A 17,957-nucleotide genomic window follows, 5' to 3' on the forward strand; every position below is an offset into this window, starting at 1 on the left:
GCACGCCGCCAGCGTTCGTCCTGAGCCAGGATCAAACTCTCCAATAAAGTGTTTGACTTGCTCATTTCAAAGCTAACGTATTAACGTTTGCTTGTGTTACATTGACGTGATCCATTTGTTCAGTTTTCAAGGAACTTGTTGGCTGCTTTGCCGATCATCTTCAATCAGCAGCGCAGGTTTATATCTTATCAAGTTTTTAACTTGATGTCAACACTTTTTTTCGACGCCGTTCGACAAGCTTCAAAAGCTTTCGTCAAAAGCGACAGTTAGTAATATACCATGGTACAAAAGATATAGCAAGCATTTTTATAAGAAAATATGTAAAGTTTCGCATAACATCGATCCTATCATGATTTATACCTTATAGAGATCGATATGTAACCCAGTCTGTCGGTGGCCTCTTCATAAATGTGCTTCATCATGGACCTCAAATTCACGAAGTATCATCTCGAAATGTAATTGATTTCCTATAAAAAAGGTTTTAAGGTTAGTTCATCGCTTTTTTAAAGCCCGACTACATCTAATAAGAAAGGAGTTCGCCGAATGGCAGACAAAAGCATCGCTCTCCAAAAGCCCAAAGATACTCCAAGTCCTGCTCACGGAGAAGCACATCAAGCCACCGTATATAAAATTCTGATCGCCATCAGTTTCGTACATTTGTTTAATGATTCGATTCAGTCCGTGATCCCTGCTATCTTTCCTATATTAAAGGATAATCTGCTGCTTACCTTTACTCAGATCGGTTGGATCTCCTTTGCTATCAACTTCACATCATCTATCATTCAGCCGGTTATCGGATACGCCGCGGATCGAAGGCCGACACCGATTCTGCTTCCGATCGGTATGTGTTTCACGTTTGCAGGCGTATTTATTCTTGCATATGCACATACATATCTCCTGGTTCTATTCGCGGTCGTTCTGATCGGATTAGGCTCGGCGACCTTCCACCCTGAGGGAATGCGGGTCGCTCATATGGCTGCAGGTATGCGAAAAGGGTTATCCCAATCGATCTTTCAAGTAGGGGGCAATGCCGGACAATCACTTGCTCCGCTCCTGACAAGATACATTTTCGTACCATTCGGACAGTTTGGCGCGATCGGTTTTACCTTCGTTGCTGCGGCTGGTATCATCGTGCAATCCTATGTTGCCCATTGGTATCACGGTATGCTGAAGGCTGGTTACACATTTAAAAAGAAAGCTGCCGGGCGCATGCTCGACCCCGCCCGCCGCAAGAGCGTACGCAATGCAACGCTGGTGCTCGTCATTCTCGTGTTTATCCGCTCCTGGTATGGCGCAGCCATTAGCAGCTATTATGCCTTCTACCTCATGGATGCATACAAGATCACGATTGATAATGCTCAGATCTATATTTTTCTGTTTCTCGCTTCCGGAGCTGTGGGCACCTTCTTCGGCGGTCCGCTGGCCGACCGCTTTGGCCGCCGCAATATGATCATGCTCTCCATGATCGGTACGGCACCCATTGCGTTGATTCTGCCGTTCGCCTCGCCATTCTGGGCGGCTGTATTGCTACTAATCGGTGGATTTGTCCTATTGTCCAGTTTCTCAGTTACTGTTGTGTATGCCCAATTGCTGCATCCTGGCAATATCGGTACGGTATCCGGACTGATTACGGGATTTGCTTTTGGCATGGGCGGGATCGGTTCGCTTGTGCTCGGTAATCTCGGGGATGCTTGGGGAATCGGCAATGTCATGATCGCCATCGGCTTCCTGCCGCTGCTTGGTCTGCTTGCCCTACTTCTTCCCGGTGATGACAAACTGGACCAGTGGGCGAGAGATTAATCGACATATAAAAAAGACACTCATCGGCCGCACTTTGCGTGCATCTGGTGAGTGTTTTTTATTTTATTTTTCTAACGAGTTTGATAAACCAGTATAGGAATATCCATGGAAGCACGTACTTCGTCAGCCACTCGATCGTTAAGCGGAGACCTTCCGTTCCCCCGTTGGACTGAATCAAGCCTTTTAATACCAAAATGATAAGAAACAACGGTAAGATCAATATGGGGATATAACATAACCATTTTTTATTCTTCATAACTACCACCTCTCTGCCAAAAATATAGCACATCCGGTAAATTAAAAATCAAAATATTTATCTCATCAATAAAAAGGGAGCTATCCTGGTTTAAGAAAAACCATGGACAACTCCCCATTGCTTTAAACCCTTCTTTTAAGTGAAAATTCGACCCTGTCGAATTTAGATCTTGTTCAGATAATCGAGCAAACGGTACACAATCACAGAGACCTGAGCCCGAGTGGAAGTTTCACCCGGTGCGAAGCGGTTGCCGTTCACTCCCTTCACCAGACCTTCGTTCACAGCAAAAGCGACGGCCGCACGTGCATCCTCCGAAATCAGATTCGTATCGTTAAATGACAAGGAGCCTGCGTCAGAATCTATCTTCAACGCTTCCGCAATCATAACTACCATATCCTCACGGGTCAGCGGATTCTTCGCTCCCGCTTCTTTGCTGCGTGTTTCCCAATCGATGCCTGTCTCGAAAATACGATCAAGCAGTGTAGCAAATTCGGCACGGGTCACCGCATTGTTTGGAGAGAAGCGACCTGCACCTGTACCGTTCGTGATATGCTGCGAGGCAGCAACCTCGATCTCATCCTTAGCCCAGTGGCTGACGATGTCGTCAAAGGTCACGTTATTCTCGGCAGCCACATAAGATCCTGGATCGTTAACACGGAACGTGATCGATCCACGCGCAGCCGATTGCAGCAATCCTGCGGATTGCAGGTCTCCTTTTTCCGACTGCAGGTAGGCACCTACTTTACGCGAATCCTTCACTTTTGTTGGGTCATAGTTCAATGTCAGCAAAAGCGGATGTTTAAACTTGTCCCCATGTTTGACTGAAACGATCGGGGATACAGCATTCAAGGCGTTTCCGGATCCTGCTTTGCTTGCAGCTACAGAAACCGTTAGGCTAAATCCGCTGCTCGTTGTGAAATCATCCAATGCATCAGCAGGCACAGTCAGGGAAAAGCCGTTACCTGTAATAACAAGCGGTTTGCCGGATGCCTTCAGTTTATCCACAGCGGCCTTACCGAGGGTAAGGGCCACATCGCTGTATTTGCTGAAATCCAGCTTCGATACATCCAGCTTCACTTCTTTGCCGTCTCCGGTAATTCCTGCTGTAACAGCAGCTTCAGACAGAGCAGCCGTTGCAGACTCGGTACCATCCGCATTTTTCTTCGTGGTTACTTTGGCATCACCTGATACTTCAGGAGCCGGAGTGGACGGAGTTCCTGTGGAACCGCCACCGGAGGACGAACCTCCTCCGCCTCCTCCGCCGGATCCGCCACCTGGGTTACCTGGATCCGGGTTGCCTGGTCCAGGCGCGCCTGTCAGCTGCAAGGATACGGAAGCTTTTCCTTGAAGTCCTTGATGGTCTTTGACGGAAAGCTCGACAGTGTAGTTGCCAGAAGACAATCCGTCTAATGCAATGTTAAAGGAACCATCCTGCTCGACATCAAAGCTGCCTTCCTTCGCTACCGTTTTATTAGCTCTTTTAATGACATAAGTGGCATCCAGCCATTCACTGACGTCAAAATCAATCGTCCATTCATCCCACATTGCTGGAGCAGCCGTTACATAGAGGTCATCGACCTTGCCGGTTAATGCAGGATTGTTCTTTCCGGAGATTTTGACATCAAGCTCGGTTTTGATCTCTGGTGCCGTTCTCTTCACGAAGAAAGGAATTGTGGCGTAATCGGAATAAATATTCCCATTAGTACCGAGAGAGAGAAGCTCAACCGAGTACAAGCCGTCTTTAACCTCTTCGATTTCCTCGGATGTATAGTTGTGGTACTCTCCATCCCAGTCGAGTGTATATTCCGTATTAGCATTAAAGAGATACTCATCCGTACCAAAAATTTGCCCAATCACTCCATCTTGATCTGGTCCTGATTCTGGATGAAGGCTATCATACAAATCTACGATCACGATTCCCATAGGATTATAGAATTCAAAACCTACATTTAGCTCACCAAGTTCTCCTTGTTCGTTCAGAGGGAAATGCGCCAGATAGTTCTCGGTCTCACTGTAAACCTTGGTATATTTGACACCGGTCATTTCCAGATTAAAGTAAGCTACATAGGGTACAGAGTAAGTACGAGTATCATTTTTGAAAATAATGTAGCCCTGCTGCTCTGAAACCCCGGATACACCTGCCGGAACTTGAAGCGTTACAACCAGCTCCTTCTCGCCACTTAAATCAAAAGAAGGTTGATCCACCGTAACAGCTACTCCAGGGGTTGATTGGGTTGTACGAACCTCAACCTCAAACTGACCGCCAATCTCACCAATCTGCTCAACTTTTATTTTCTTCTGAACAGTTTGTGCGGCTGCTCCTGTAAAATTACCGAAGTTAATGCTCCCCGTAATATTATCCTGCTCTTTACTTGATCCGTTCTCCTGATACGAAGTCTTGTCCAGGACCTTCACCAGAGCCTCTGCCTGGATCGTATTAAGTGCTTGTACGCGCCCGGCTCCTTGATCCGTTACATCATAGGACTCGGTGTTCAGTACTTTGGCGTTGTTCATCAGTGCGACTTTGACATCGAATGGAGTCCAATCGTTGTGCTTCTCCAAAATGAGAGCCGCAAGCCCTGCCACATGCGGGGATGCCATACTAGTACCTGTTAAACGATCATAGGATTGACTGTAATCTGCTTCTGGAATGTCCCTTCCGTACGCCGGAACGGATGACAAAATGCTTGTTCCCGGTGCTACCACGTCAGGCTTGATGTCCAGCGTCTTTTTAGCCGGGCCTCTGGAGCTGGAATCATTGATTTCATCGCCTGCTGTTCGGTTTTTAATAAAATCCGTGAAATTCACTTTTAGGTCCGGGTTGGCCTCGAGCAGCGATTTAATATATTCGCCGTCTTCTTTGCTCATACTAAAGGTTGGAATGAAGGCAAAACTGTCTCCAAGCAAGACGCCGACCGGGCCAGGGTTCTGGTTGAATACGATGGCACCCGCCGCGTTCGCTGCCTTCGCGTTGGCAATTTTATCAACAAAGGCGAGTTCGCCGCGTTTAATCAAAGCGATTTTACCCGCTACGTCTTTACCTGTGAAATCCTCTGGCTTACCCAGATCCGCATAAACCAGTTCAAAATCTCCATCAAGGACGACTTCTGGGTCCTCAGCCAGGTTCCAAGCCATTAATTCAAGCTTATACGTAGCATCTACCACAGTAATAGGAGTGACATCGTCTGCCGGAGGCACTTCTACATCCTTGACAGATTCAACAGGCGCTTCATCAGTGACGGGCTCCTCTTCTGCACCATCTCCCGATTGAACTGGATTGGAATCCTGCTCCGTATCGACGGAAGGTGCAGTTTCATATATAACAGCCGTGTCATCAGCCAATGCAGCCTGGGCAGATTTATCGTTTGGTGCGGCATCTTCAGTCGATGTTGGCCCAACTGCTTCGTCTGCCTGTGCTCCTATATCCGTCTGCTTTTCAGGTGTGACAGATGGTGATGGTCCTTCTCCAAGCTCCAACGGACCCTCCTTGTTATTAATTGGCTCACCCGGCAATTCCCCATCCGTGAAAAAGTGCGATGTTGCCGCAATTTCGTCACTTGGACCTGTAGAGTTTCCTACCGTTATCGGAAAAGCCGCCGCCCCCGGTGATCCAACCGTCCAGCGGTTTGGCCCTGTATTTCCGCTTGCAACGACTGGCGTGACACCAGCCAGCGCAGCATTGTTGAGTGCTACGGATGTTACATAATCCGGGTCATTGCGGGAATTACCAAGCGAGAGGTTGATTACATCCATCCCATCCTGCACGGAGCGGTCAATACCTCCAAGCACCCAGCTGGAATAGCCGCTTCCGTAGGGCCCAAGAACGCGGTAAGCATAGATATCCGCGCCCGGCGCAATGCCTACGACTCCATATTCGCCGACATCGCGGGCTCCGATGGTTCCCGCTACGTGCGTTCCATGATCCGTCCAATACGTACTTCCCCTGTCATCGACCTCTGGGGGATTGGAAGGGTCATTTTCCCAGTCGACTGGAGTAGTCTCATATGGATCATTATCATTGTCAACGAAGTCATATCCGCCCTTATAAGCATCTTTCAGAACAGGGTGAACATAATCAATACCTGTATCAATAACGCCGACTTTAATGCCTTTACCTGTATATCCGAGATCCCATACTTCCGGAGCACCGATGAATGGCCCCGTATCTTTCATATATGGATTCACTTCGCCCTTCGGTCCAACCGTTACCTCCAGATCGGGATAAACGCCTAAAACGCCTGGAATATCAAGCAGCGCTTCAACCTTGCTGCCATCGATCTCCATGGACACCCCATTGAATGCGTAACTGTATTGGTTCGAAATTTCGTGTGATATATTCTTCGTGTCCAGACTGCGAATAAAAGTCTGCTGCTCCAATTGTACTTGGGCTTCGACCTTCGCCTCTGCCGAAGAACTAAAAGATTGGCCCTGAATGGAGGATAGGCCTTTTGCCAAAGCCACTGGCTCAGTAGATAACTCTACGATGACTCTTGTTGGACCCCCAGCAGACTTCTGTAGACTTTGATCGAGCTTGGGAAACTCCGCTAGCTTTGCTCTCTGTTTTAGAATATCCTTTAACTGCCTTGCTTCATCGGCACTGAGCTGATTGCCCAGTTCGATCTGCCGTTCTGCCGGAGCGGCCCCAGCCGCTGGTGCAACCAGTGATAGCATTAATATAAAACTTAGTAGTGCGGACCATAACTTTTTACTCAAGGCTTTGCCCCTCCCAAAAAATTAGATTTCTCAATCAATTCAGGGTCTGGGATGTCATCAGCATAACTGTGCTGCCTATCGATGGTATCCACTCCTTTCCGCATAAGACTGACCCGTGGTAAATTATTCTAGAATCTGAAATTAGATTCCTTCATCCTTTTCTGTATGTTTTTGTTAAATCCAGTCGATTGTATAGGAGGTTTTGACGAATGCCAGGAAACGTCATAGATTCAAAGGAATTAAGGCTTACATAGGAGGTAAGGGAGGAGAAATGAAATCGAGGAAAAAGAAAAACCGAGACTATGAAATAGCCTCGGTTTCTAAGCGGTGCAACTGATTCTGCAAGATATATCCAGTCGATCCTATGATTCGTTCAGCAACCGCACAAACTCTTCTTCATCCTCCAGGATGTCGATGCCGAGCTGCTGGGCTTTGGTCAGCTTGCTGCCGGCTTTTTCGCCTGCAATGAGGAGGTCGGTTTTCTTGGACACACTACCGGTGACTTTGGCACCGAGCGCTTCCAAGCGTTCGGTTGCCTCTTCGCGGGTCAGCAGATGGAGGGTGCCTGTAAGCACGACCGTTTTGCCGCTGAAGTAAGAATCGGTGCTGACCGGCTTCGGTGCTTCCGGTGCTTTCGCCTGGACACCCAGCGAAAGCATCTTCTGAATGCTCGCTTGCGCAAACGGGTCCGCGAAGTATCCAGCGATGCTTTCGGCCACGATGCCGCCTACGTCCGGCAGCTCGACCAATTCTTCTGCGGTTGCCGCCATCACGCGGTCCAGATCACGGTAATGATCAGCCAGCATTTTGGTTGTGGATTTGCCGGTATTCGGTATACCCAGTGCAAAGAGGAAGGATGCGAGATCCCGCTCCTTGCTCTTCTCGATGGCATCCAGCAGATTCTGCGCTTTTTTCTCACCGAAGCGCTCGAGCTTCAACAAACTATCAAAAGATAACGTATAAAGATCAGCCGGTTCCCGCACGCCCAGTTCGTCGTATAACTGGATCGCAGTCTTGTCGCTGAACGTTTCAATGTCCATGGCATCCCTGGAAGCAAAATGTGTGATGCGGGCTACGATTTGCGGCTTGCAACCTGTCTTGTTGTTGCAGAAGAGGTGGGCGCCGCGCTGCTCCAGCGGAAATCCACAGGATGGACACTGTTCCGGAAACAGGATCTCTTCCCCATCCTGCTCCTCGGTTACTTTCCCGAGAATCTCGGGAATGACGTCATTCGAACGGCGAATGAAGACCCGCGCGCCCAGCGCGAACTTGAGGTTCTTGCGCTCAATATCCCCGATATTGTTCAGCGTACAATTTTGCACGGTGACTCCGGCAAGCTCAACGGGCTCTACTCGCGCTAATGGTGTGATTTTTCCAGTCCGCCCCACATTCCAGCTTACCGACTGCAGCACGGTCGTGGTTTCTTCCGCTTCGAATTTGTAAGCGACTGCCCAGCGCGGGAACTTGTCGGTATATCCAAGAGCCTCGCGGATGCGGAAATCAGTAACCTTCACCACCGCTCCGTCGATGAGATAATCGAGCTCGGAACGGCGTTTCTCGATATCGGCCAATTGCTCCATCACGTCATCAAACTGCTCAAAATAGAAAATGTACGGATTGACCTTGAGTCGGTTCTCACGTAGGAAATCCATCATTTCCTTGTGATCGGCAAAGGTGATTCCATCTGAATAACCTACATTATAGAAGTAGGCGTTCAACTTACGCTCGGCCGTCACCTTCGGATTAAGATTACGGAGTGCCCCTGCTGCGGCATTGCGCGCGTTTTTGAGAGGCTCAGCCGCGGTTTGATTGTATTTGTCCAGCACGGACAGGTTCATGATGCCTTCGCCCTGCACTTCAATCGTACCTTCCGTGTACGGGATCGTCATCGGCACCGACTTGATGGTTTTCACCTGAGCCAAAATGCCTTCGCCAACCGCACCGTTGCCCCGTGTCGACGCCTGAACCAGCTTACCGTCCTGATAGGTCAGATTAAGCGTCAACCCGTCAAACTTCAGCTCCAGTGCATAACAAGGCGTCGGCAGAGGATTGCCGGGATTCTTAGTATTGTAGTCATTGACCAGCCTGACGACGCGATCATGCCAGGTACGGAGCTGCTCGATGTTCTGAGCCTTATCTAGGCTCCATAACGGAGCCAAATGGCGATGCGGGGCAAAACCCTTCAGAATCTCCCCGCCCACCCGCTGGGTAGGAGAATCCGGAAGCGTCACGCCGGTCTCTGCCTCCAACGCTACCAGCTGGTCGTACAGTGCGTCATACTCTTTGTCGCTTACAAGCGGCTGATCCAGCGTGTAGTAATGGTAATTGTAATTGTTCAGCTCCGCAATGAGCTTCTCCATCTTTTCCTTGAAATCCATGCAGGGGCAATCCTCCTTCAATAATATAAGTTGTAACCCTTATTCCACCTTCGTAATCGGCGCGAAGCCGGCAAGCAGACGTTTCACGCCCACAGGCGCCGGGAATGCAATCTGCAATTCCATGTCATTGCCGCTGCCTTTGACCGCTACAATCGTACCGGTTCCCCATTTGCCATGGGCGACTTTATCGCCGGCTTTAAAATCGCCGTTGTCCGAAGAAGCTGCCGAACGGGATGGCGCACCAGTTGTCATCGTCACCCGGCTCTTCGGTGCGGCTTGCGCGGAAGCAGTCGATCCGCTAAGGGAGAGGTCATTGGTACGGCCTCCGCCAAAGTTGCTGCCTCCACCACCGCTGAAACCGCGTCCTGCATAAGATCCGCCCACATTACTACCGCCGCGGCGGTAGCGGTCATGTGCCATCTGGGTGTCTTCCTTCAGCTCTTCCGGGATTTCCTCCAGGAATCGTGAAGGCATGTTCGCCGTCGTGCGGCCAAATAGAGTACGCATGCGCGCACAGGACAGGAATAACTGCTTCTCCGCACGCGTGATCCCTACATAAGCAAGCCGGCGCTCCTCTTCCAGCTCTTCGTTATCCATAAAGGCACGGCTGTGCGGGAATACCCCTTCCTCCATGCCGATGATGAATACGACCGGGAACTCCAGACCTTTAGCACTGTGCATGGTCATGAGCACGACAGCATCGTCTCGATCTTCTTCATCATCGTTCATCGAGTCGATGTCCGCAATCAAGGCAAGATCCGTGAGGAAGGAGATGAGCGATTTATCCTCGTTGTTCTTCTCGAACTCTTGCGTAACCGACAGAAACTCGTCGATGTTCTCAAGGCGGGATCTGGATTCGATCGTATTCTCGTTTTGCAGCTCGAGACGGTACTCGGTCATCTCCAGTATTTTTTCCGTAAGCTCGGTCACCGACAGAAACTCGACCATTCGGCTGAGCGCGGCAATCATGTCGTAGAAGCCCACTAGCGCATTGCGCGTCCGTCCGGCGAAGCCGAGGTCGTCCACGATTTCCAGAACGCGGAAGATCGAGATACCCCGCTCTGCGGCTGCAGCAGCCAGCTTCCCGACGGTTGTGTCGCCGATGCTTCTTTTTGGCACATTAATGATCCGTGTCAAGCTGATATCGTCGTCCGGGTTGGAAATCAAGCGCAGATAAGCAAGCATGTCCTTGATCTCTTTGCGATCGTAGAACTTGATGCCGCCGACGATCTGGTACGGAATATCCGACTTGATCAGAATTTCTTCGATAACCCGGGACTGCGCATTGGTCCGGTACAGGATCGCATGATCCTGATAGTTCTTGCCGGCGTTAATGTTCTTGCTAATTTCCGAGGTAACAAAATACCCTTCATCATGCTCCGTATCCCCACGGAACACCTTAATCTTCGGTCCTTCACCTTGCTCGGTCCACAGATTCTTCGGCTTGCGGCCTGTGTTCAGGCCAATAACATTGTTGGCAGCGTTCAAAATGTTCGCTGTAGAACGGTAATTCTGCTCAAGCAGAATCGTCCGCGCCTCGGGGTAATCCTGCTCAAAATTCAGGATGTTCGTGATATCCGCGCCACGCCAGCGGTAGATCGACTGATCGCTGTCCCCGACAACGCAGATGCGATGATGACTGTCCGCCAGCATCCGGCAAAGCATGTACTGCGCCCGGTTGGTATCCTGATATTCATCCACGTGGATGTACTGGAATTTCCGCTGGTAGAAGTCGAGAACCTCCGGCACTTCCTTAAACAGCTGAATCGTGGTCATGATCAGATCGTCAAAATCGAGCGAATTGTTGCTCTTCAAGCGCTTCTGATATTCGGTATATACCTTGGCTACAAGGGATTCAAAATAGTCTCCGGCTTTCTGTTCATACTGCTGCGGGGAAATCAGCTCATTCTTGGCGGCGCTCATGGCCCCTTGAATCGCCTTCGGCTCGAATTTCTTCGTATCGATATTGTGATGCTTCATTACGTTCCGAATAACCGACAGCTGATCCGTCGAGTCCAGAATACTGAAATTCGAGGTGAAACCAATCCGTTCAATGTCTCTACGCAAAATCCGCACGCACATCGAGTGGAACGTCGATACCCAAATGTCCTGGCCTTCGCGGCCAACCAGCTTGGATACCCGCTCCTGCATTTCGCGGGCTGCTTTATTCGTAAATGTAATCGCAAGGATGCTCCATGGTGCAGCTTTGCGCGTGGCGATCAAGTAACCGATCCGGTGCGTCAGCACCCGCGTCTTACCGGAGCCGGCACCCGCCATAATGAGCAGCGGTCCGTCGGTTGCTTCAACGGCTTGACGCTGCTGTGGATTCAGACGGCTGACGGCGTCGTGTATATCAATGGAATGCATAGTGTTGCCTCCTAATAGGTGTAGATTTGATAAGGGAGAAACTTGGGTAACGATCATAATCGAAAAATGAGATAGGGTCTAGCAGATAGATAAAATTAAAAGAGAATGAATATGAATATAGATTACGACATATCTGTATCTAGGACACTGTGAGTTCTGCGTTGCTTGGATGGAAAAGTAACTATTATAGAATTGAGGTTAGCGTAACGCGCCTCAATTTTTTTAAGCAGATCATATAACCGAGACCAGTCAGCCCTTGACGGCCTTGACCGTCTCGAGCGCCTGCTCCAGGTGATCATACACAACGTTGCCCACAATGATCGTATCAGAGATAGCTGCTGCTTCCGACGCTTGCTGGGCATTCGTTATTCCGCCACCATAGAACAAACGGGCGTTATCCAGCGATCTGCGCACTGTGCGGACAGTTTCCATATCCCCAAAGGCGCCGCTGTATTCCAAATACACAATCGGAAGATTCATCAGCTTGTCCGCAATCTGCGCATAAGCAGCGGCTCTGCTCGCATCAATCGAAGTCTCTGCTCCGGTCAACTTCGCCACCGCGGCGTTCTCGTTCAACACGATATACCCTTCGGTCACAACCAGATCCCACGGTATCATATACCCGTAGCGTTCGATTCCTTCGCGATGCCGGCCCATGATCCAGGTTGGATCCTGCGTATTCATGACCATCGGGACCATATATAGATCAAATCCGGGTACAACGGCTTCCAGATCGGATACTTCCTGCACGCACGGAAGCTCGTAACGTCGAACTCGGGACAGCAGATCCACGGTATTTTCATAAGTGACTCCGGTTGAGCCTCCGACCATAATAGCATCGGTTCCTGACAAACATACCACATCAAGGGTCTCGTCATCGATCTCCTTGTCGGGGTCCAGCTTAAACACATGCCTCCAGGATTGTATCATCTCTTTCAAGCGTCATTCCTCCACGTTCACGGGTTACTATTATACTAAAATAAGTCTATGCTAGCACGGTAAGCAAGTCAATTTATGTTCGCATAAAATACGAACATTTTTTTGGTAATTGTGATGTAGGAGCCAAAGGACGCGGTACTGTGCTGCGTAAGATGAGAATGAAAAAGCCCGCCCGAATTCACATGAGTGAATCGGACGGGCAAGATGGATCATCTTAGCCGTATTTTAGAGCAAGTTGACTAGTACACTCGCCAGCTGTTTGAGTGCCGCGATTTTAGCATCATTCTGACTGCCAATTCTAGCCTGCCACGCCGCGTCACGAGCAGTGATCAAGTCAGTTAAAGTAGGGTCATCATTAATCAGCTTATCAGCATCTGCAATGGCCTCATCAATCAACATGTTCAGTGTCGGAATAATGATGGATATAGGTTGAGCAATCGTCTGCTGCGACCCTCGGGCCAGCTTAGCCGTTGCGTGATAAATAACATGTTGATTCCCATCATTGTAATTCTCAAGAATAATCGAGCCTTGATGTTCTTTAAGATATACGCTGCCAGTCACGGTTGCTGGAGTTTTCATTTCCAGATCCTCAATGATAACTAACGTATCATTCAATAGGGGATTATTTCGATCTGTGAGATAAACAGCATCTCCAACCGTCGTAAGATAGGAAACTCTTGACTCAATCAATAGTTTTGCGTTCTCATCGTTGAGAAGTTCAAGTTCTCCGTCTTTAATGTCCAGCGTATCGTAAGTCGTATCCAAAACTTGATTACTGCTTACATCAATAAATTCAGTTTTAAGTGTATATCTTCCCGCTTGCTTGAACTTCAGCTCGTACTGGAGTTCCAGATTAGACACACCATGTCCGTTGTCATTTGAACCGTGGTAAGCCTCAATCGAATTATTCAATGAATTGGGCTGGAACGGTAACAAAGCGCCTGCACTTGACTTAAGTTCAACAAGATCCGGGTTCAACGGACCCTCGATAGAAAAGCGAAGGTATACCTTATCTTGAGTTGGATAATACCCCGACCCAAGCGTAAACTGTAGAGCTTTATCTACTAAGCGATTTCCTTCAATGGATGAGTAGAAATTATACTCTACTGCCGGCTGAAGATCAGACTGAGGCTCATTCACAACAAGCTTGTTATGATCCGTGAAATTCAGTTCTGCACCGTTAACTTCCATATCGAATACATACCAGTATAACTCATCTCCGCTTCCGCTCGGGATATGATATGTCTTGACAGGCTGACCACTATTTCCGCTGTATATCTCAACCTTAGCAGATGAATTACGCAGCGTTTCCGATCCGTCATATCCGTTTCTGGAGTAGTTGTGAATATAGAACTGATACTTACCGTCTACGCGCTTGCGGATTGTCGTTGTCTCTGGACCATAAGAATCTGTATCATCATGGTCCAGATCCGCGTACTTTTCTCCATGATAATAATATTCCCGGTCAGCAAAGTAAGTGTGGAATGCTCTTCCATCAGGTGTTGGTCCAAGCAGATGGGAGTCTTCATCTCGTGGCTTCTCTCCCCATGTCAACACAATACGAATCTCATCGTTTGCCGGGATTTTGATTGCAGTCGCATCTTCATTTCGGTTAAAGCTGTCGCTTAGTGAGACACCTACTACATAAGTCGTAATAAAGCCGGCTTTTGTAAGTTGTCCTGTATATACCCCAGCTGGTAAATTAGCGGTATATCGTCCATCCGCATTTGTAACCGCCGACGCAGCAATGCTGCCCGTTGTATTGCCTAATCCTCCACGGAAGTCAATTCTCATACCTTGCACAGGAAGTTCGTTAACATCGGTTATTGTACCTTCAAAGCCTTCGAGTTTCATCCTGCCCGTTAAATTTGTTGTGAACTTGGAACTACCCGCTGCAGGCGTAACATTAAGAACAAATGTATCACCATAATGCTCATCCAGCGAAATCGGTTTGAATGCCAGTATTTTAGTTGCGTTATTAAACGCAATGTCTTCCAACGGATAAACAGTGCCTGCAACCGTTGCACTGATGTTAAGATCCGTTAGTTCCAGAGAAGGAACGGCAGTCGCAAACTGCAGCAATGCCTGTCCATTGCTCAATTGAATGCGGTCCGACACTGGTGGTTGAGTAGGATTAGGATCCGTTGTATTCCCGCTCCCTCCAGTTCCAGCGTTAGATCCGGAAATAGAGTTTCCACTACTAATGTTTACGGTAACGTTATTATTTAGCACCAGATTACTTGGGCGCTGAATGAAGGATACGCCTGCAGTATTAACCTGAGCACTACCAATGCTCCCCTGACCACTGACAGATGCAGCTGCATTAAGAATCAGGGATAGAACAGATGCAGAAGACCCAACATTCAATCTTGTGCCGGAAGCATTAGCCGCCACGTTAAGCTGAGCTACAGAGCCGGAGGTAAGATTCACATTCAGTGAGGCTGCTGTGACATCCACTGTTTCAAACTGCCCTGCCAAAGTCACGCTTGAGCCAGATGGAATAAGATCAGATAATAAAAGATCCTTAAACCCTTCACCTGTCAAACCTGTTTCTTCCAGAATCACGCCTGATTGCAGTGTAACCTGTGATACAGAACTGCCACCTTCGGCAACGATACGGACACTTCCATCCTTTTTGTTCACAATAACGGTAATAAGCACGGAGTCAACCACATGAATGCTGTTTTTACCTCCGCCTTTTATCGTTGTACTTCCCTTGACCGTTACTCCTTGAAGCGTGACATCCCCTTCACCAACGCCTTCGCCAATGACAAGGTTACCCTCTATGGTCATATTTTGAAGCGTGATATCCGAGGCATTAATATGTACGGATCCCGGAATTTTCTTAGTTCCTGTAACAGGACCAAATGTGCCTGCCTTGTCGTAACTCGTAACTTCCTTAGATTTAATCTGCTCAAGAGCACGATCAAGTACGGTTATGGCTTCAGCACGCGATGCACTTGCTGTCGGTCTGAACTTGCCATTACTTCCATTCATGATACCGCTAGAAGTGACAGCCCCGATCGCCCCTTTGCTCCATGTTGGACTACTATCCGTGTCTGTAAATTTATTGGCTGCATCACTTGGCTTAAGCTCCATTAGTGAACTCAAGATGACAGCCAATTCCTGACGTGTTACCTTACTATCCGGTTTGAAGGTTCCATTGCTGTATCCCTTCATGTACCCTTGCGAGGCAGCCACGGACAAGTCATTATAGTACCATGATGTACTTTTAACATCACTGTATGAAATGACAGCCTTTGTCTCGAACTGAAACGATCGATTAATGACCGCGGCAAGCTGAGCCCTAGTTATTGGGGCATTCGGATGAATCTTTCCGTTTTGATCCCCATTAAGAAAACCTTGTTCATTCCATTTTTGAAGCGTCTTACTTGCCCAGTGTCCTGCAATATCACTAGCACTAGAAGTGGTTTGCGGCTCATCTTTTGCTGTTGCAGCAAAGGCTCCGCCTAACGGAGACAGTATGAGGGTTATACCTAATACCGCACTTATTGCCTTTTTGTAAAATCCTAGTCTGTTACCCAAGTTGAATTCCTCTCCCCCTAATTATTTTCAATCCTGACATAAGACTATATGACTATTAATCTATCGTTTTGAATCAATAGACCTAAATATTTATAGTCAATAAGTTCTAATAACATTAACACTTCCAGTAAATAACACAAGTCCAATTACTGGAACAAATGAAAAAACATGCCCTTTTATAGACATATTTTTTCATAATCTGCATATATGGTTGGTTATTAACTAAAACCTCAAACTGTTCTGCTCCAACTCCGGCTCTGTCAGCAGGTCTGAATAAACGCCGTACACGCCCCATTTTTCATAATTGTTCACGGTCGTGGTGTCATTAATGGTGTGGACATAAGTCACGGCACCCGCTTGCCTCAGCTTGGCTACGAAATTCGGGCTGACCTTGTACTCCGGCATGGTAACGGCGTCAATGTTGTTCTCCTGCACGAAAGCCGTGATCTCGGCAGGTGAATCCTGCGTGGCATACAGCGTATAGATAATTGACTCAAACGGATAGATGTCCAGAACCATATCGAGCATGGGCTCATTATAAATTTGGATGACCACCCGATCCAGAAGTTCCGGGTCCCGCTCATTAGCAGCGTTTACAATCTCCGTGAACAGGTATTGAATATCCTGATCCTCCTGCTCCTTCGTGTCTGTCACGATGTAGATATCGGGATGACGCTCCATCATATCCATTATCCCCTCAATATCCATCGGTTGGTATTGCTCCAAAATCGGTGTATTAATGAATTCCTCATGGCTCAGACGGGCTGCCTGCTTATCGTCCGGGAGTTTTTCCTTCTGGCCTAGCTGCTGTGTCATGCTCTCCGTCCACTCATGCCTGGCGACGACTTTACGGTCCTCCGTCAGCATCAAATCAATCTCGAATACCCGAGTGCCTTTCTCGTAGTTAACGACCATGGCTTCATAAGCGTTCGTATAGGGCTGTTCACCGATACTCCCCATGGCGTGCGCAATCAGGCGATAGGCCGCGAATCCTTGTGGTTCTTCCTCATCCATCTCAAGATGAGTCTGAAGCAGTATCATAATGGCGGAAAATAATAGAAGGACAGCTGCGATCCGTTTCATGGTATCCCCACCCTTTGTTTCGTTCATCGCTGTTGCTAGGTAAATACCCGGTTGAAGGGTGGGCCAAACAAAAAACCGCCACTCGGCTGCTGCCAAATGACGGAATGATTTTATGAATACTGCTGATCACTAGCTTTTGGCCTTCAAAAGATGAATATACCATTTCAATCCCGCGTTGTGGTTAAACACGCTGACTTTATCCACGATATCAAATAATCCGCAGCTTTCAATCTCGCCAATCTTATGCTCTACCATGAGATAATCAGGATCTTTGGTATTCTTGTGAGAATAAAGGGAAGAGATGATGACTCCATCTGGGGTCAGGTAACGCGCATATTCTAGCAGTTTGTTCGGGGTGTTTGGCACGTACTGCAATGACTCATTAAACACAATGACGTTGTAACGCTTATGAGGAACATAATGATTAATGTCCGCACGCTGGAATAGGTTCCTTGATGTTTTGCTGGATGCGATTTTGATCGCTTCTTCGGACAGGTCGACACCCGTGTAATTCGACTTTTCAACATCCAGGAGCATGTCATACAATATTCCGGCTCCGCATCCCATATCCAAGATACCCTCGTCCCCAATAAACTTTCTTATGTAACCGTACACGACCGAGTATCTGGCATATTCCGTGATGTCCGATAAATAATCCCACATGTTGGATCTATACTCTTCGTCCCATTGCTGTTGACTGCTTTCAATGAAGTCCTGAACCTTGGCGTTTTCCATTTCGATTCCTCCCCATATTGGATTTTAATTCCCGTTTGGCAAATGAAGCGGCGACAGATGAAAACAAGGTCATTTGAAAAACATTAACTTAGCGCTCACAAAGAAAATCAAGAATTGGATCATCCTTGCGTACTAACGAT

9 protein-coding genes are annotated in these 17,957 nt (G+C 48.1%); 1 reads left to right on the forward strand and 8 read right to left on the reverse strand.

Annotation, left to right across the window (positions count from 1 at the left end):
* Positions 1-543 precede the first annotated feature (543 nt).
* Positions 544-1,800 (forward strand): MFS transporter, encoded by a 1,257-nt coding sequence (locus CRG97_RS29785; protein WP_076326485.1) that lies wholly within the window; start codon positions 544-546, stop codon positions 1,798-1,800.
* Between the two features lie 58 nt (positions 1,801-1,858).
* Here the strand turns inward: CRG97_RS29785 and CRG97_RS29790 are convergent, their stop codons facing one another.
* From CRG97_RS29790 to CRG97_RS29825, 8 genes are all read right to left on the reverse strand, one after another.
* Positions 1,859-2,056: a hypothetical protein gene (locus CRG97_RS29790; RefSeq protein ID WP_098749127.1), complete on the reverse strand. Its 198-nt coding sequence runs from the start codon at positions 2,054-2,056 to the stop codon at positions 1,859-1,861.
* 162 nt (positions 2,057-2,218) lie between these two features.
* Positions 2,219-6,769 carry a S8 family serine peptidase gene (locus CRG97_RS29795; protein ID WP_098749128.1) on the reverse strand — a complete coding sequence of 1,517 codons (4,551 nt, stop codon included), beginning with the start codon at positions 6,767-6,769 and terminating at the stop codon, positions 2,219-2,221.
* 362 nt (positions 6,770-7,131) lie between these two features.
* Entirely contained in the window at positions 7,132-9,147 is a 2,016-nt protein-coding gene (gene ligA / locus CRG97_RS29800; RefSeq protein WP_098749129.1) for an NAD-dependent DNA ligase LigA, read from the reverse strand.
* 39 nt (positions 9,148-9,186) lie between these two features.
* The gene (gene pcrA, locus CRG97_RS29805) at positions 9,187-11,514 is read right to left on the reverse strand and encodes a DNA helicase PcrA (RefSeq protein WP_098749130.1); all 2,328 of its coding nucleotides are present in this window, start codon (positions 11,512-11,514) and stop codon (positions 9,187-9,189) included.
* A gap of 249 nt (positions 11,515-11,763) precedes the next feature.
* Positions 11,764-12,453 (reverse strand): heptaprenylglyceryl phosphate synthase, encoded by a 690-nt coding sequence (pcrB, locus tag CRG97_RS29810; RefSeq protein ID WP_098749131.1) that lies wholly within the window; start codon positions 12,451-12,453, stop codon positions 11,764-11,766.
* 225 nt (positions 12,454-12,678) lie between these two features.
* On the reverse strand, positions 12,679-15,999 hold the full coding sequence (locus CRG97_RS29815; protein ID WP_098749132.1) for an S-layer homology domain-containing protein: 3,321 nt from the start codon (positions 15,997-15,999) through the stop codon (positions 12,679-12,681).
* Between the two features lie 222 nt (positions 16,000-16,221).
* Positions 16,222-17,082, reverse strand: coding sequence for a phosphatidylinositol-specific phospholipase C/glycerophosphodiester phosphodiesterase family protein (locus CRG97_RS29820; RefSeq protein WP_098749133.1), 861 nt, complete (start codon positions 17,080-17,082; stop codon positions 16,222-16,224).
* 129 nt (positions 17,083-17,211) lie between these two features.
* Positions 17,212-17,817 (reverse strand): class I SAM-dependent methyltransferase, encoded by a 606-nt coding sequence (locus CRG97_RS29825; RefSeq protein WP_098749134.1) that lies wholly within the window; start codon positions 17,815-17,817, stop codon positions 17,212-17,214.
* Positions 17,818-17,957: the final 140 nt, after the last annotated feature.

Origin of the sequence: Paenibacillus sp. EZ-K15 (assembly GCF_002573715.1) — a bacterium.
Lineage (GTDB): Bacteria > Bacillota > Bacilli > Paenibacillales > Paenibacillaceae > Paenibacillus_AQ.